The 16129-nt window shown below is 36.6% G+C and carries 18 protein-coding genes; all 18 read right to left on the reverse strand.

Annotation, left to right across the window (positions count from 1 at the left end):
* Nucleotide 1: 1 nt before the first annotated feature.
* Nucleotides 2-391, reverse strand: a complete 390-nt coding sequence (locus KKC17_04235; GenBank protein ID MBU1039400.1) for a hypothetical protein — start codon at nt 389-391, stop codon at nt 2-4.
* A gap of 115 nt (nt 392-506) precedes the next feature.
* Nucleotides 507-797, reverse strand: coding sequence for a DUF721 domain-containing protein (locus KKC17_04240; GenBank protein MBU1039401.1), 291 nt, complete (start codon nt 795-797; stop codon nt 507-509).
* A 31-nt stretch (nt 798-828) separates the two neighbouring features.
* Entirely contained in the window at nt 829-3825 is a 2997-nt protein-coding gene (locus tag KKC17_04245; protein ID MBU1039402.1) for an ATP-dependent helicase, read from the reverse strand.
* Nucleotides 3826-3891: 66 nt separating this feature from the next.
* The gene (locus KKC17_04250) at nt 3892-4314 is read right to left on the reverse strand and encodes a hypothetical protein (protein ID MBU1039403.1); all 423 of its coding nucleotides are present in this window, start codon (nt 4312-4314) and stop codon (nt 3892-3894) included.
* 16 nt (nt 4315-4330) lie between these two features.
* A complete protein-coding gene (gene atpC / locus KKC17_04255) occupies nt 4331-4774 on the reverse strand; it encodes an ATP synthase F1 subunit epsilon (GenBank protein MBU1039404.1) in 444 nt (147 codons plus the stop codon).
* 35 nt (nt 4775-4809) lie between these two features.
* Nucleotides 4810-6180 carry a F0F1 ATP synthase subunit beta gene (atpD, locus tag KKC17_04260; GenBank protein MBU1039405.1) on the reverse strand — a complete coding sequence of 457 codons (1371 nt, stop codon included), beginning with the start codon at nt 6178-6180 and terminating at the stop codon, nt 4810-4812.
* A 41-nt stretch (nt 6181-6221) separates the two neighbouring features.
* Nucleotides 6222-7157 carry an ATP synthase F1 subunit gamma gene (gene atpG, locus KKC17_04265; protein ID MBU1039406.1) on the reverse strand — a complete coding sequence of 312 codons (936 nt, stop codon included), beginning with the start codon at nt 7155-7157 and terminating at the stop codon, nt 6222-6224.
* Between the two features lie 40 nt (nt 7158-7197).
* Nucleotides 7198-8706 carry a F0F1 ATP synthase subunit alpha gene (gene atpA, locus KKC17_04270; GenBank protein MBU1039407.1) on the reverse strand — a complete coding sequence of 503 codons (1509 nt, stop codon included), beginning with the start codon at nt 8704-8706 and terminating at the stop codon, nt 7198-7200.
* A gap of 37 nt (nt 8707-8743) precedes the next feature.
* Nucleotides 8744-9154 (reverse strand): F0F1 ATP synthase subunit delta, encoded by a 411-nt coding sequence (locus KKC17_04275; GenBank protein MBU1039408.1) that lies wholly within the window; start codon nt 9152-9154, stop codon nt 8744-8746.
* A 5-nt stretch (nt 9155-9159) separates the two neighbouring features.
* A complete protein-coding gene (gene atpF / locus KKC17_04280; GenBank protein MBU1039409.1) occupies nt 9160-9663 on the reverse strand; it encodes a F0F1 ATP synthase subunit B in 504 nt (167 codons plus the stop codon).
* A gap of 88 nt (nt 9664-9751) precedes the next feature.
* Nucleotides 9752-9979: an ATP synthase F0 subunit C gene (gene atpE, locus KKC17_04285; protein MBU1039410.1), complete on the reverse strand. Its 228-nt coding sequence runs from the start codon at nt 9977-9979 to the stop codon at nt 9752-9754.
* A 178-nt stretch (nt 9980-10157) separates the two neighbouring features.
* Nucleotides 10158-10928, reverse strand: coding sequence for a F0F1 ATP synthase subunit A (gene atpB, locus KKC17_04290; GenBank protein MBU1039411.1), 771 nt, complete (start codon nt 10926-10928; stop codon nt 10158-10160).
* A 9-nt stretch (nt 10929-10937) separates the two neighbouring features.
* The gene (locus tag KKC17_04295) at nt 10938-11234 is read right to left on the reverse strand and encodes an AtpZ/AtpI family protein (GenBank protein ID MBU1039412.1); all 297 of its coding nucleotides are present in this window, start codon (nt 11232-11234) and stop codon (nt 10938-10940) included.
* A 169-nt stretch (nt 11235-11403) separates the two neighbouring features.
* Nucleotides 11404-12447: a DNA recombination protein RmuC gene (locus KKC17_04300; protein MBU1039413.1), complete on the reverse strand. Its 1044-nt coding sequence runs from the start codon at nt 12445-12447 to the stop codon at nt 11404-11406.
* A 41-nt stretch (nt 12448-12488) separates the two neighbouring features.
* On the reverse strand, nt 12489-13325 hold the full coding sequence (locus KKC17_04305; GenBank protein MBU1039414.1) for a TatD family hydrolase: 837 nt from the start codon (nt 13323-13325) through the stop codon (nt 12489-12491).
* A gap of 84 nt (nt 13326-13409) precedes the next feature.
* Nucleotides 13410-13949 (reverse strand): CvpA family protein, encoded by a 540-nt coding sequence (locus tag KKC17_04310; GenBank protein MBU1039415.1) that lies wholly within the window; start codon nt 13947-13949, stop codon nt 13410-13412.
* A 41-nt stretch (nt 13950-13990) separates the two neighbouring features.
* Nucleotides 13991-15445: a methionine--tRNA ligase gene (gene metG / locus KKC17_04315; GenBank protein ID MBU1039416.1), complete on the reverse strand. Its 1455-nt coding sequence runs from the start codon at nt 15443-15445 to the stop codon at nt 13991-13993.
* 4 nt (nt 15446-15449) lie between these two features.
* Nucleotides 15450-16121: a 16S rRNA (cytidine(1402)-2'-O)-methyltransferase gene (gene rsmI / locus KKC17_04320; GenBank protein MBU1039417.1), complete on the reverse strand. Its 672-nt coding sequence runs from the start codon at nt 16119-16121 to the stop codon at nt 15450-15452.
* Nucleotides 16122-16129 lie beyond the last annotated feature (8 nt).

Consider the following 16129-nt stretch of genomic DNA (forward strand, 5'->3'; position numbering starts at 1 on the left):
TTTAATCACTAACCGTCGAGCGGCGGCCGGTTAAAGCCAAAAATTCCAATAAACTTAAAGTCAAAATCAACAATAATAAATTCCACCAAGTAAGCAAACCATTAACTTGCAAAAATAAAGAAATAATAACTATAACCGACAACCACACAGCTTGCCTAAAAGAAACCGAAATCTGTCTGAATAAAACCTCATCTTGGCGCCTAAAATAACGCCAAGTAAACCCCAACAAGGTTAAACTACCAACTAAACTTAAAAATAAAGCCAAATAAAAGAAAACCAATCCCATGGTGCCCGCCACCTCGGGATTAAGATAATTTATGACCAGGAGAAAAGCACCCCAGGAAACAAGGGTGCCTAACGACATCCATATAAGATAATACTTAAGCTTCATATTTGGCTAAAAATGCGAAAAAAGTATCTAAAGAACACTACTTAATTATAGCATGTTTTAGGCTTTGTTACAAGCTATGATTAAGTAACTAAAATTAGTTGCTTTATGGCTAAAATTAGGCAAAAATCCTTAATCGATAAACCTTACCATTAAGCTTAGATCTTAAACTGTCTATAATATCAATTTCTAACATTCTTAATTCACTAGCCAAGCCGGGCGAAGACAAAGAAACTTCCAAAGTATCACCCCTTAAAACAGCTCGGCGAACCGCCTCAGCCGCGCTTTTACCAAAGCGAGTAGCCACCTCTTGTTTAAAGGCCTCCGCCACCATAGAAGCCTCTACCGCACCAGCCACTCCTTGCTGACGCAGTCTATCGGCTAATAATTTCTTAATTTCTTGAAACATAATCAATTAAAAAAGACTATCTCTTATCGTTTTAAGATAACCCTATTTTACGATAATGACAATCATGATTTATTTTTTCATCTAACTGGGCAAAAGAATCATTTTTTATAGTGGCCACAACAGAATCAATCAAAGTTACATATTCTTCTTTAAAAGAACTAAGCTGTTTAGGGCTAGCCAAAAAGAGTTCAGTTAATTTATCGGGCTCTAAATACCAATACTGCCCACCGACTACTTTTTCCTTTAAAAAACTTTCAGCTGCCAACTGATAAATTATCAATTGATCGCGATCTACTTTTTCTAAATTTTTTATAGCGCTACCACCAGTTTTATAATCAATAATCACCACCCCATCGTCCACCCGATCCAAACGATCTATTTTACCAGTAAATTTATAAGGCCCCATACCCACTTTAAACATTTTTTCTAAATATTTAAGGTGAGGTTTGGTTTTTAAAAAATTTTGATAAAAATTATCCAACTGTTTGGGACCGCGCTGATTTCGATATTTTTCTTTATCTGTCTTATTATCATACCAATCATCTATCCAAGATTGCTGGTAATAATCCAATAATTGCTGCTTGGTTGGCAAAGCCGCTGGGGTAACTTTTCCTTGGGAAAACAAATCGCCCTGCTGTAAACCTTGACTTTGCCTATAAAAACGCAAAAACTTTTCCAAAGTATTATGAATTGTTATACCAAAACTCATAGCCCCAGAACCTGGCAAAGGTAAATTAAATAAATATTTATATTTGTATTCCAAGGGACACTTTCTAAAGGTAGACAAAGAACTGAAAGAATGACTTTTGGGCAAACGATAAGTTGCTTTGTTTAAACCAGCTAAATTAACCACCTCTAAGCTTTTATCTAAAGTTTTATTAATTACTTGTTTAGTCGGTTCAATTAACCCCAATTCATAAAGAAAACAAGAAGGCTTACGAACAATTTTACCAAAGTAATCCTTAGCCTGGGTTAAAAAAACTCCCTGCTTGGCCCTGGTTAAAGCTACATAAAATAAACGCCTTTCTTCCTGCAAATGCACATCCCCGTCCGGTAAAGTTTCTTTAATAAATTCCACGGGCAAAGCAATTGATTCCCGCCGCTGAGTACTGGGAAATCGACGATCAATCAGTTGAACAACAAAAACATACTTCCATTCCAAACCTTTAGCCGAGTGAACAGTAATTACTTTAACCGTATCGGGACCTTCTTCATAATCAGCTGGCAATTCGCCTTCTTCCCCGGCTTCTATTTCCAAAGACAAATAATTCAAAAAACCAATTAAGGATTTGTCGCTACTAGCTTCTTCAAAATTTTGTAACCGCTTATAAAAAGTGCCCAATAAAGTAGCTTCCCGTTCTGGGGAATCTATTTTAGCTAAACGGGTATTATAACCTAAATCATTTACTAAATTAACATATAGCTCGGCCACGCTTTTTTGTTTAGCTAAAGAACTGTGTTTGGCTAAAACGTCTAATAAGTTTTGGCAAATTGTTTCGGCTGCCGAACTTAAAGACAAGGTTTGCCTAACCTCTACAGCTTGGTACAAAGAAATCGTTTTCTTCTTGGTATAGGACAAAAGTATAGCCAAGTCGGCTGGCGGCAAAGAAAAAAACTGAATAGTTAAAACACGATACAAAGATTCACTGTCTTGATAATTACCTAACAACCTTAAATAACTAATAATTTCTAAAATAATCGGCTCTTGATACAAACCCTTGCTGGCCACATAATCAAAAGGCAACTGACTAGCTTTTAATTGTCGTAAAAAAACACCAGCCGAAGAATTGGCCCTGACTAATATGGCAAAATCACTCCAATTAATCTGCTCCTGCTTTTTTAAGTCTAATATTTTTTTAACCACCCCCTTAGCCTCATCATCGGCCGTCATAAAACTTAAATATTCTATATGACCTTTATCCAGACTGACGGATTTTAATTTTTTAGAAAATTTAGTTGTTTTATTACTTAATTTAGCCTCCAATCGATAAGGGTTATTTAACTGAATAAACTTATAAGCCAAATCCAAAATATTTTGTCGGCTACGATAATTGGTATTTAAAAATACTTCTTTAGATTTAGGATAATCCTTTTTAAATTCTAAAATATTAGACAAAGAAGCGCCTCGAAATTTATAAATAGACTGATCGTCGTCACCAACCATAGTTATATTCTGATGGGCGGCTAGTAACTTAATTAATTCATATTGAGAATGATTGGTATCCTGAAACTCATCCACCAAAATATACTTAAACTTTTTTTGAAAATATTCCAAAACTTTTGGCCGCCTCTTAAATAACTTAAGGGTGTAATTAATTAAATCACCAAAATCCAAATAACCCTTAGCCAATAAAAGTTGCTGATAAGTCTGATAAGCTCGGGCCACCTCCAAAAGTCGAGCCGCTTCCGCTTCATCGCCGGAATTTTGCTCATTAACAGTTTTTATTTTTTGTTTTTTAATTTTTGTTTTTTTGGCCTTTTTTAAATACTCTACTGAACCACTGTCTAAAACCCTATTCTGAGCTAAGTCCAAATATTGCTCCGGCCAAATTTCTTCATCCTTGGCCCGAGAAAAATGCTGCAATAAAGCATGAATAAATCTGGTAGGGTTACCCAAAGGGCGATAATAATCCAAATTAAACTTATCCAAATTATTCCTAACCAAAATCCACTGCTCAGTCTGATTTAACAATTTAAAATCACTCGGCAAGCCTATTTCCAAAGCGTAATCTTTTAATACTCTCTCAGCAAAAGCATGAAAAGTCATTAACCAAACATCCACATAACCCAAAGGCAATAACTTATCTACTCTTTCTTCGGTTTCCAAAGCTGCCTTGTCGGTAAAAGTTAAAGCTAAAATTTCATCTGATTTAGCTAAGCCCTGCTGAATTAACCAAGCCACTCGCTTAGTAATAACAGTTGTTTTACCCGTACCGGCCCCGGCCACAATTAACAACGGGCCGGACTTATGAGTTACCGCTTCAATTTGCTGATTATTTAAACCCACTAATAATTGATTATCAGACATTATTTATTATAAAAAACTGTGCCACTCCTGTAGTGTAACACAGCCAAAAATATATTTTAATGGCAATTATACCCTTTTAACCAACAACTGCCGACTGGTACCTGTTTCTTGCCAAAAAGCGTAATAATTTTCCACGGCTAAACCCAATAACTCAACCTCTAACACCTCCTGAGCAATTTCTAAATCAATCAAATGAGCTGTTTGTTCGGCTAATTGATCTTTAAAATTATTCTGCTGCCCATAAGCTGAACAATCGCTATGATTAATCAACGACACTTTACCGATTTTATCTACCTCCCTAGCCTTAGTAATTTGTTTCAAAACTTCTTCCCTTTGTCCTAAACCTTCTCTAGCTAATAATTGCCCGCCACCAGGCAAACTAAAACGACGGCTATTAACCAGCCAACCCTGCTCACTTAACCACTTATCTAAACCCGGCTGAATTTCTTCATCCGAACAATGAATAATAACTAGCTTCTTATCCACCATTTTGTCTATTGATAAATTATTCAACTTTTATACTCGGTCGCTTAGTATCATGATGACGACGAGCCACCTTAAGCCTAGCCAACTCTTTTTCCAATTTAGCAGCTAAAGCCGTGTAATCAGTAGCTTCGGCTGTACGAGATTGCTCCATAGTCTGTTTGGCTCTGTGCCTAGCTTCTTCAGCTCGCTGAATATCTATTTCATCGAATCTTTCGGCTGTATCGGCCAATACCACCACTTCTCCGGGACGAATATTTATAAAACCACCCGAAACTGCCAAAAATAATTCCTGATCTTTAATTTTTATCTTAACTTCTCCTGGTTGTAAATTAGCCACCAAAGGTAAATGGTTGGGTAAAATTGTTATTTCCCCCATTTGGGTAGGCAAAGTAACCGCTTCCACAGCTGGCGCGTCAAAAACTACTTTTTCTGGAGTGGCTATTTGAAAATGAAAAGTTTTCATAAAAATTCCTGATTGATAATTCCTAATACTATTTTTTATTCACCAACTTCCTCTATACCGCCTTTCATATAAAAAGCCTGCTCTGACTTACCATCGTGTTGACCAGCTAAAATTTCCTTAAAACCACGAACGGTTTCTTGCCGACTAACATATTTACCAGGTGTACCGGTAAAAATTTCCGCTGTAAAGAAAGGCTGAGAAAGAAAACGTTGAATTTTACGAGCTCGAGCTACCGTTACCTTATCTTCTTCCGATAATTCATCCATACCCAAAATGGCAATTATATCTTGTAAATCTTTATAACGCTGCAAAACACGCTGAACCTCACGAGTCACTTCATAATGCTCCTGACCAACAATAGCGGGGTCTAAAATGGTAGAATTAGAATCAATCGGATCAACTGCTGGATAAATACCAGATTCAGATAAAGCACGGGACAAGACAACTGTGGAATCTAAGTGAGAAAAAGTGGTCGCTGGAGCCGGATCAGTTAAATCATCAGCCGGCACATAAACGGCCTGCACTGAAGTAATTGAACCTTCTTTGGTGGAAGTAATTCTTTCTTGTAGTTCGCCCATTTCTGTGGCTAAAGTCGGCTGATAACCAACCGCTGAAGGAATTCTATTAAGCAAAGCTGATACTTCGGAACCAGCCTGAGTAAAACGGAAAATGTTATCAATAAACAACAAAACATCCTGTTTGGCCGAATCTCTAAAATACTCGGCCATAGTCAAAGCCGTCAAAGCCACTCTAGCTCTTACTCCGGGTGGTTCATTCATTTGACCAAAAACTAAAGAAGTTTTTTCTAAGACACCAGAGGTTTTCATTTCATAATATAAATCGTTACCTTCGCGCGACCTTTCACCGACGCCGGCAAAGACCGAAAAACCACCATGCTCTGAAGCAATATTCCTAATTAATTCTGTTATCACGACTGTTTTACCTACACCAGCACCACCAAACAAACCAACCTTACCACCCTTAACAAATGGACAAATTAAGTCAATAACTTTTATACCAGTCTCAAAGACTTCGGTTTTAGTGGATTGATCGGTAAATTTAGGCGATGGCCGATGAATCGGTTGGGTCTCAGCCGATTTAAGAGCTGGTTTATTATCCAAAGGGGCACCCAAAGCGTCCACCATGCGACCTAAAGTTTCCTTACCAACCGGTACCTGAATGGATTTACCAGTATCGATAACTTCCAAATTACGCGCCAAGCCGTCAGTCGAATCCATGGCAATCGTACGAACTAAACCCGAACCTAAATGTTGTTGGACTTCCAATACTAAACTGTGACCGTCCGCTTTAGTAACTTCTAAAGACTGGTAAATCGGTGGCACTTCTTTGCTAAAAAGAACATCCACCACCGGCCCAATAATTTGTGAAACTTTTCCTTTATTCATATAAGTATCCTTAATAACTAGATTTTAAATTAAATTATAAACTAACCAGCAATAGCCACTCGACCGCCGGTAATATCGGCTAATTCAGCTGTAATAGCCGCTTGCCGAGCTTGATTAAAGATTAAAGTTAAATCATCCATCATATCTTTGGCTGCATCTGAAGCATTACGCATGGCCATCATCCGAGCCGAATGTTCCGAAGCATCCGATTCTAACAAAGCTTGATAAAGTTGGGTTTCTAACAAACGAGGCATCAATTGATTCAAGACCTGTTCGGGCGACGGTTCAAATAAATATTTGTAATTAAAAGTCGCTGGTGTTTTTTTAACAGACGACTGAAGCGATTCTTTGGCTCCCACCTGGCCTAAATATAAATCGTCGGTTTCAATTTCTATGGGCAAAAGTTGTTTTAATCTAGGTTTTTGATTAATTGGAGAAATAAAATCAGTATAAGCCATAATTATTTTATCATAGCGACCGGATAAAAAATCGCTTATTATCATTTGGGCAATCGGTCTTATTTCATCCAACCGAGTGGTTAAATCAGCTTTAACAAATTCAGCCACTATAGTATGTCCGCGACGAAACATTATATCACGACCTCTTTTACCAACAGCAATTAAATCAGCTTCCAAATCAACCGACTGTTTTTTATGATTAGCTAAATACTGATGAACTTTATAAGTTAACTGATGGTTAAAGCCACCACATAATCCACGGTTAGAAGTTATCAAAATCAAACCAACTCGTTTTACCTGGTCAGTCTTTTTTAACAGGGGGTGATGAGACGATTTAGTGCGCTTAATAAGGTCACCTAACAATTCCCAGCCCAAATTAGCATAAGTTCTGGTAGCCAAAACATTAGCCACCGCACGCCTCATTTTAGAAGCTGACACCAATTCCATTGCTTTGGTTATTTGCCTAGTGCTTTTGATTGACCTAATTCGTCGTTTTATTTCTCTAGTTGCTTGGGGCATAAATTTACTACTAATCTATAGCTAACAGCTATAGATTAAATTACATTTTTTTAACATCAGTAATAACCTGTTTTAATTCGTTTTCTGAATCAGCTGTTAATTCTCCCTGTTCTTTAATCTTTTTTAAAACTGACTGATCTTTCAAATAATCAAGTAGCTTATTCTCCCAAATCCTAACCTCTTCTACTGGAATATCATCCATATAACCATTAACCAAAGCGTATAAAACTGCCACCTGGCATTCTACCAGCATAGGTTCATACTGACCTTGTTTTAAAATTTCAATGGTGCGTTTGCCTCGTTCAATTTGTTTTTTAGTAGCTTCATCTAAATCCGAACCAAATTGAGCAAAAGCGGCTAATTCTCGATACTGGGCCAAATCCAAACGCAAGCGACCAGCCACTTTTTTCATAGCTTTAATTTGAGCAGCCGAACCCACACGCGAAACAGACAAACCGGAATTAACAGCTGGTCTAATACCTTGATAAAATAAATCACTTTCCAAATAAATCTGCCCATCGGTTATGGAAATTACATTGGTTGGAATATAAGCTGAAACATCACCGGATTGAGTTTCGATAATCGGCAAAGCAGTTAAACTGCCACCCCCATTTTCTTTGGACATTTTAGCGGCCCGCTCTAACAAGCGGGAATGCAAATAAAACACATCACCCGGATAAGCTTCTCGTCCAGGCGGGCGCCTTAACAATAAAGAAATTTCCCGATAAGCCACGGCATGCTTAGATAAATCATCGTAAACTACCAAAACATCCTGGCCTTTATCCATAAAATACTCACCAATAGCACAACCGCTATAAGGCGCTAAATAAGACAAGGCCGCTGGATCCGAAGCACCAGCTAACACCACGGTGGTATAAGCCATAGCGCCGGCCTCTTCTAATTTAGCAACCAAACGAGCGACTTTAGATTCCTTTTGGCCAATGGCCACATAAATACAAGTTACACCAGCTCCTTTTTGGTTAATAATAGTATCAATGGCCACAGCTGTTTTACCAGTCTGCCTATCACCAATAATTAACTCCCTTTGACCGCGACCAATGGGAATCATTGAATCAATGGCCTTAATACCGGTTTGCAAAGGCGTATTAACTGACTGTCTAGTGATAACACGAGGAGCAATTCTTTCTACTGAATAAAAATCCTTAGTGTTAATAGTTCCTTTACCATCCAAAGGCTCACCCAAAGGATTAACTACCCGACCGACTAAAGATGGACCAACCGGTAAAGATAAAATTTTGCCAGTTGACTTAACTATATCACCTTGTTCAACAGTTAAATAATCACCCAAAATCATTACACCAACCTGATCAGTTTCCAAATTCAAAGCCACACCCATGACACCATTACCAAATTCTAACATTTCCGCAGCCATACAATCACTTAAACCAGCCACCTTGGCTATACCATCACCCACTTCCAAAACAGTACCAATCTTTTCCACAGTAACAGTTGATTGGAAATTCTTTAACTCCTCTTCTAAGGTCTTTAACAAAGTATCCTTAGTTGAATTTTTAATCGCATCTTTCATAAGCTTTTATAACAAATTAATAGAAAATTATTTAAGACTAATTATTACTCTGTCCAGATAAATTAAGGTACAATTTGTCTAATTTACCCTTTAAAGAGGCATCAAAACGAGTATCATCTATTTTCAAAATAGCGCCGCCTAACAAATGAGGCTTAATAACCGTTTTTAATTCCACTTCTTTATCTAGTTTCTTAGATAACTCTTGGCTCAACGATTCCAAAATTTTATCAGTCGTTGGACGACCCAAGGTTAATTCAATCGGTTTAATATTTTGGTGCTCATTCCATAACCGCTCAACTTCTTTAATAATTCTATCCCGCCAAGTAAAATGCTTATGGCGATAAACCAATTGCCAAAAATTTTTGGTCAACTTTATTAAACCAGTTGGCGACTGATTTTTAGACAATTCCAAATAAGTTTCAGCGTAATGACGTGGGGTGTATCTCATAAAAATTATTTCTTTTTTCCAGCCTCTTCCACTGCCTCTTTAATTAAATCGGCATCTACCGCCTGAGCCGGCGCCTTGCCCACAATTTTAGCTAAAGCCGAAGTTACTAATTTGGCGGCCTGCTGCCTTAAAACTTGTATTTGAGTTTGCTGTTCGGTGGCAAAAGCTTGCCTAGCTGATTCAATAGCCAAAGCCGCCTCTTGCTTCACCTTGATCATAACTTCTCGGCCTTTATCCACAGCTTCTTTTTCCGCTTGACTAATAATTAATTGAGATTGCTTTTTAGCTTCAATAATCATTTCTTCTTTTTTGGCTTCCAATTGTTTTAAATTTTCTTCCATTTGACGAGTTTGTTCTAAACTTGAACTTATGCGATCTTGACGTTTATTTAAAAAATCCATCAAAGGTTTATAAACAAATTTATACAAAACCGCCATGATTACCAAAAAATTCACTATCTGAGCGACAAGTAATTTCCAATCTATACCCAAAGCATTTAATAATTCCATAAAAATTCTTAGATTAAATTTATCAGTGTTTAATTCACACTTGTGGTCTACGGTTATAAAACAAAAACCGTAGACCAAAAACTATAAACTAAACAAACTTTATTATCAAAGCCATTACCAATGAATAAATAGCAATAGCTTCACAAAAAGCCACAGCCAAAATCATTGGGGTTTGAATTTTAGAAGCTGATTCCGGATTACGACCAATTGATTCCATGGCTTTAGCAGCCAATTTACCAATAGCTACAGCCGGAAACATACCCCCCAAAACTATGGTCATACCGGCGGCAATACTCTTGATTACTTCCGGTGTCATAGCTACAACGGTTTGAACCGCTTCGACTTCTGCTGACATATGTTTATTCCTTTCTAGTAGATTAAGAACCGCTACGGCTAATTATTTTTTTATTTTGGCCGTCAGTTAAATCTACCTGAACTAATTATTAAGTACTTAGCCTTTACTTTATTTAAAAAATAAACCAAAGGTCAAATACCTAGTGGCTGTGCTCAGCCGTAGCAATTGTTAAAAACACCAAAGTTAACAACGAAAACACCAAAGCTTGTACTAAACCAACAAAAATTTCCATAAATAAAAAAGGCAAGGGAGCAAAATAAGGAACTAAAGCCGAAACAACTATTAATAAAACCTCACCAGCAAAAATATTACCAAATAAACGGAAGGAGAAAGAAACTACTTTAGCCACTTCGGAAATTAACTCTAAGATGCCCACAAAAAACATTACCACTTTTTCCACACTAAAATGTTTTATTAAACCAACAAAATCCAAATATTTACCAACATGTTTAAAAAACCCTAAAATAACTATGCCAAAAAATTGGGTCCCCAGAACAGAAATTAAAGCGATCGCCAAGGTACCATTAAGGTCGGCCGAAGCTGATCGCAAAAAAGGTACTAATACCCTCTGACCATGATGAACTTCATAAATACCAATACTACCTACGCCGGGCAACAAACCAAACCAATTGGACAATAATACAAAAAAGAAAATAGTCGCCACCAACGGAAAAAACTTTTGGGAATTTTTTTCGTCACCAGTTACACTAGTCACAAACTTAACACCAAATTCAACTATACTTTCTAATAAATTCTGTAAACCTGTCGGCACTTCGCTTAATTTTCTAATTCGCAAAGAAATACTTATTACCAACAAAAAAATAGTCACCAAAACAGCCACTATCAACGAATTCGTTACTGCGAAGGACCCGATATGAAAAATTGGTTCAGCGGCCAATGAAATGTTCATAAACTAGGTTTAATTATGACTGCTATCCTGTTTATTATCAACTTTATTTGCTAGTTCTTCATCTTCTTCATAATGCATCAACTTTACTAATTTCTTATAAATCATCCAGGAAGTTACAAACATGGAAAGTACTACACCAATTAACATAAAAATCGGCGTTGAATCCAAAGCTTTGTCTAACCAGCGACCGCCTACCGCCAATATTATTAAAGGTAAAGCTATAGCATAACCCAATTCCCAAGCTAAACCTAAAGCACTGGCAAAAGATTTATCAGCTAAGGGCGCTTTGTTTTTCTGATTTTCCATAATTTAATATTTTTTACTGATTAATCGTTATTTAGTCAAACTAACGATGAAACATTATAGGCTTAACTGCGCCCAAAGTCAATGGTTAAACTTTTTATTGGCTAATACTAAACAAAAAAAGGCCTAAGGTAACCCTTAATTCAAATAAAGACTTTTTAAAAATACTGTATTATTCTTCTGTTTTTGGCTTTTCTAACAAGGTCGACTCTAAACCAACCGCTTGGCCGGAAATTCTTAAAATATCTTTATCAATTTTAGCCAGTTCTTTTGAAGCAAAATTATAAGCATTAACCGTGGTGCCCAAGTGTCCGCCCAATTTTTTCATATATTCTTCGTAACTTAACAAATGTCGGCCCAAATCTTCCACGTTCTTTCTTATTTGTTTAGCCGACTCTTCTATTTGCAAAGCCTTTAAGCCTTGCAAAACTGTTTGCAAATAAGCCAAAAAAGAAGTTGGCGAAACTATAATAACGTGCCGATCTTTAAAAGCATACTCAATTAAATCTCTGGTATTAACTTTAACTGTGCCGACTTGAGCTACCAATAAATCATAGTAAATCGCTTCGTGCGGTATAAACATAAAAGCGAATTCCATAGTATTCTCGCTGGGCTTTACGTATTTGGAAGTTTCATCAATTCTATTTTTTAAATCAGATTTAAATAGCTTTTCCAAACGTTCTCTTTCCACAGTATCCCTTTCTTCAGCCAAACGATTATAATTTTCCAAACTAAACTTGGAATCTATAGGAATTATTTTATCTTTAACAAAAACAACTGCGTCCACAATCGTCCCGTCTGCAAAAGCATATTGCATTTGATAACTACCTGGCGGCAACACATTTTTTAGTAAAGTTTCCAAATAATACTCCCCTAAAACCCCCCTTTGCTTGGGATTTTTTAATATATCCTGCAAACTTTTTAATTGATCAGCAAAATTTACCACCTGACGATTAGTCTCATCTAATTTAGTAAGTCTTTCCGTAACATCACGGATAATTTTAGCTGATTCACCAAACTGACTTTGGATAGCTCGAGCTGATTCACCCAATTTACTATCTAAAGTACGGGTTAATTCATTAAGTTGATTCTGCAACAACAACATACCACCATTATCGATTTTGGCTTCTGCTTTTAAATTATTTTTTATAAACCAAAATAAGCCAACAAACCCGGCTATTACTATAACTAATAAAACTATAAATTCTAGACTCATATCAATTATTTTAACATAAACTATTAACTACCGATAGATGCTTATTTAGACAAGTTAAATAAACCTTGAGCATTTTTTGTAGTCATTTTATCCACTTCTGCCAAACTTATTCCTTTAATGTCGGCTATTTTTTTAGCAACTTCCACCACATAAGACGGCTCATTGCGTTTACCGCGATAAGGCATCGGCGCTAAATAAGGAGCATCCGTTTCCACCATTATTTTATCCAGCGGCGTTATCTTAACAATTTCTAATAATTCAGTAGCCACATTTTTAAAAGTTATAATACCGGTAAAAGACAATAAATAACCTAAATCTAAAAAAATTTTAGCCTGCTCTTTATTACCTAAAAAACAATGGGCTACGCCTTTAGGCAAACAACCTTGGCGCTTGGCTTTTTCTAAAATATTAAGCAAATCATTGTAAGCTTCTCGGCAATGAACTATTAAAGGCAAATTAAGTTCATAGGCTAATTCCAATTGCTGCCAAAATAATTCAGCTTGCTTAACCTTCAATTCTTCTAATAACACACCTTTAGGACAATGATAATAATCTAACCCACACTCCCCTATGGCCACCACTTTAGAATAAGACTTGGCCAAATCAAAATATTTTTGTTTATTAAAAATTTCGGCTCTAGTAGTAAAATGATCTTCTTCCTCGTCCACCTCCTGCTCGTAAAGATGTATAGGATGAAGACCTACGGCAGCGTAAAAATTATTTTTGTCGTTTGTCATTTGCGCAGCCCGTAAACTGGTATCCCACTGACTGCCAACATTAATTATTTTGTCTACCCCGGCCTTAAGCGCTCGAATAATAACTTGATTTAAATCATCCTTAAAGGCCCGAAAGTTTAAATGACAATGGGTATCAATCATAAATAATAAAATTATGAAGCACGAATCAAGGATTAAGAGTGAAGTGCTAACCCAAACTTCTAATTCTTACTTGTTTATTCTAATTTATTTTGGTATTGGTAAATTTAAACTAGGTACGTAAGGCTGAATTTGTTTAATTATATCCGGCAACAAAGGCACCAACACGCTAGCAAAAGCAATCAACCTGGCAGCTACACCAGAAGCCGCAATAGAATTTTCCACTAACAAAGGTAAAGGCAAACGACTGGCAAAATAAAGAGTTAAACCTAAAACTAAGGCTCCTTCCAAAAACCCCAAAACAGCCCCGGCTAACCGGTTAACAGTCGCCAAGAATGGTATAAAACGCAAAAAATTAAAAGTTCGGTCCAACAAATAAAAAATAAAACCCACCAAACGATTAACTACTATAAAAATTATCAAAAAGCTGGCCAAGGTTACCCAACCACCACTAATACCCAACCAACTATTAAGCCAGGCGCTAAGCACGTCATAATAATGCCCAGCTAACCAAGCGCCGGCAATAGTGCCAAGTAAAGAACCGGCCATATGAATTATACCGAACCAAAAACCAAACCAAATAAACCCAAAGACAGTTAATATTAAAAGTAAGTCAAGAAGGGTCATAGAAGTAAAAATTAAAAAGTTAAAATATGAAATTAAAAAGTCTATTTTTTATCTAGCCTCGGAAATAATGGTTCGGACTTAACAATTTTTTCAGCTTTAAATACGTTTATAATTTTTTTGCTAGTTTCAGGCATAAACGGCTCAAGCAAACCAGAAATCATAATTAAAATACTAACCCAATTAGACAATAATAATTTAACGTCTAATAATTTACTTTCTTTTGCCAATTGCCAAGGTTTTCTTTCTTCTATTTCTCTATCTATTCTTCTAGTTTCAGTCATAATATAATCAAGGGCATCGTTAAAACGGAAATTATTTATAGAGTTAATTATTTTCTCCTTGGTGAGAGATAAATTTAAATTTTTATTTATAATCTCTTCACTATAGGGTTCAAATTTATAGTCACTAAAATATCTCTCCATCATATTTGTCACTCTAGAGAAAGTATTACCTAGCCCATTAGCTAAATCAGACTGATAACGTTGCCTGAACCTGCTTAAAGAAACATCTCCATCACTAACAAAAGGAACTTCGGCCATTATCAAGTATCTGGCCGCTTCTACGCCAAACTCTTTTACCAAATCGTTAGGGTCTATAACATTACCTAAAGACTTGGACATTTTTTGGCCGTCAATAGTAAAGAATCCATGGGCGGCAATAGTGCCGGGCAGGGGTAAATCAGCCGCCATTAACAAGGCCGGCCAAATAACCGCGTGAAACCATAAAATATCCTTGGCCATTAAATGCAAATTAGCCGGCCAAAACCCTTTACCTTGATGGGTAAACTTGGTGGCGGAATAATAATTTATTAAAGCGTCCACCCAAACATAAATAGTTTGCGATTTATCCCATGGCACGGCCACCCCCCAACTAACACCGACCCTAGAAATAGAAATATCTTGCAAACCCTTTATTATTTTACCAACCACTTCATTTTTTCTGGTTTCCGGAACAATAATATAATCTTTGTTATCCAAAGCCTGTAGTAATTTATCGCTAAAAGCGGATAATTTAAAAAAATAATTAGTTTCTTTTTGTTGAATAGGTTCGGCATTAGGATGTAAGGGACACTTTCCATTAACCAAATCATCTTCTTGCAAAAACTTTTCACAACCCACGCAATATAAACCCTCGTACTTATCTTGGTAAATGTAACCATTATCAAAAATCTTCTGCAATAACTCTTTAACAACTGACTCATGGTTAGAATCAGACGTTCTTATAAAATAATCGTAAGAGATATTCAAATTGGACCAAGCGTTTTTAAATTGCTCGGCATTTTGATTAGCAAATACCAAAGGCTCTAAATCGGCTTGAATAGCTGATTCCTGAACTTTAGCACCATGCTCATCTGTACCAGTTAAAAAGAAAACCTCTTCTTCTTTTTGCTTATGCCAACGCGCCAAGACATCAGCACATAAAGTCGTATAAGCGTGACCTAAATGTGGTTTATCATTAACGTAATAAATTGGCGTGGTAACAAAATATTTAGTCATAAAATTAATGGTTTCCTTCTATAACAATAACAAATTCTCCCTTAGTCGACGAATTTTTTAACTGCTCTATTATTGCAGCGGCTGAACCGCGATAAATAGTTTCAAACATTTTGGTTAATTCACGGCCGACCACCAACTGCCTATCCGGCATTATTTCCTGCAAAGCTGTTAAAGCTTTGATAATACGATGAGTGGATTCAAAAAAAACAATTACTGACGAATAATTTTTTAATTCTTTAAAAAAAGTCTGCCGACCTTTTTTGTGAGGTGGCCAACCCAAAAAAATATAAGATTGAGTGTTAAAACCGCAAACTGACAAAATAGTTGTAACAGCCGAAGGTCCGGGAATCGGTATTACTTTTAATCCTTGGGCGGTGGCAGCGGCCACTAGCTGTCCACCTGGATCCGCTATCCCCGGCGTACCCGCATCGCTGGCATAAGATAAAATATCGCCCGCTTGCAAACGCTTAATTATTTCCTCTGTTTTACCAGCAGATGAATGATGGTGCCAACTCAACAACGGTTTGTTTATTCCGTAATGATTTAATAATTTCTTAGTTACTCGAGTATCCTCACAAATAACAGCGGACGAAGCGGTTAATAACTTAAGAGCCCGAGCCGATATATCATCTAAATTACCTATAGGAGTGGCTACCAAATAAAGTGTACCAGCCATAACCATAG

Source organism: Patescibacteria group bacterium (genome assembly GCA_018817715.1).
Taxonomy (GTDB): domain Bacteria; phylum Patescibacteriota; class Patescibacteriia; order Veblenbacterales; family UBA10138; genus JAHITT01.

What these genes read in the sequence shown, in the direction of transcription:
- KKC17_04245 (MBU1039402.1), bottom strand. Translation starts at nt 3,825, where the DNA reads ATGTCTGATAATCAATTATTAGTGGGTTTAAATAATCAGCAAATTGAA.
- atpF (MBU1039409.1), bottom strand. Translation starts at nt 9,663, where the DNA reads ATGGAATTATTAAATGCTTTGGGTATAGATTGGAAATTACTTGTCGCT.
- metG (MBU1039416.1), bottom strand. Translation starts at nt 15,445, where the DNA reads ATGACTAAATATTTTGTTACCACGCCAATTTATTACGTTAATGATAAA.
- atpE (MBU1039410.1), bottom strand. Translation starts at nt 9,979, where the DNA reads ATGACACCGGAAGTAATCAAGAGTATTGCCGCCGGTATGACCATAGTT.
- KKC17_04235 (MBU1039400.1), bottom strand. Translation starts at nt 391, where the DNA reads ATGAAGCTTAAGTATTATCTTATATGGATGTCGTTAGGCACCCTTGTT.
- KKC17_04295 (MBU1039412.1), bottom strand. Translation starts at nt 11,234, where the DNA reads ATGGAAAATCAGAAAAACAAAGCGCCCTTAGCTGATAAATCTTTTGCC.
- atpB (MBU1039411.1), bottom strand. Translation starts at nt 10,928, where the DNA reads ATGAACATTTCATTGGCCGCTGAACCAATTTTTCATATCGGGTCCTTC.
- KKC17_04305 (MBU1039414.1), bottom strand. Translation starts at nt 13,325, where the DNA reads ATGATTGATACCCATTGTCATTTAAACTTTCGGGCCTTTAAGGATGAT.
- KKC17_04300 (MBU1039413.1), bottom strand. Translation starts at nt 12,447, where the DNA reads ATGAGTCTAGAATTTATAGTTTTATTAGTTATAGTAATAGCCGGGTTT.
- atpC (MBU1039404.1), bottom strand. Translation starts at nt 4,774, where the DNA reads ATGAAAACTTTTCATTTTCAAATAGCCACTCCAGAAAAAGTAGTTTTT.
- KKC17_04240 (MBU1039401.1), bottom strand. Translation starts at nt 797, where the DNA reads ATGTTTCAAGAAATTAAGAAATTATTAGCCGATAGACTGCGTCAGCAA.
- KKC17_04310 (MBU1039415.1), bottom strand. Translation starts at nt 13,949, where the DNA reads ATGACCCTTCTTGACTTACTTTTAATATTAACTGTCTTTGGGTTTATT.
- atpA (MBU1039407.1), bottom strand. Translation starts at nt 8,706, where the DNA reads ATGAAAGATGCGATTAAAAATTCAACTAAGGATACTTTGTTAAAGACC.
- atpG (MBU1039406.1), bottom strand. Translation starts at nt 7,157, where the DNA reads ATGCCCCAAGCAACTAGAGAAATAAAACGACGAATTAGGTCAATCAAA.
- rsmI (MBU1039417.1), bottom strand. Translation starts at nt 16,121, where the DNA reads ATGGCTGGTACACTTTATTTGGTAGCCACTCCTATAGGTAATTTAGAT.
- KKC17_04275 (MBU1039408.1), bottom strand. Translation starts at nt 9,154, where the DNA reads ATGAGATACACCCCACGTCATTACGCTGAAACTTATTTGGAATTGTCT.
- KKC17_04250 (MBU1039403.1), bottom strand. Translation starts at nt 4,314, where the DNA reads ATGGTGGATAAGAAGCTAGTTATTATTCATTGTTCGGATGAAGAAATT.
- atpD (MBU1039405.1), bottom strand. Translation starts at nt 6,180, where the DNA reads ATGAATAAAGGAAAAGTTTCACAAATTATTGGGCCGGTGGTGGATGTT.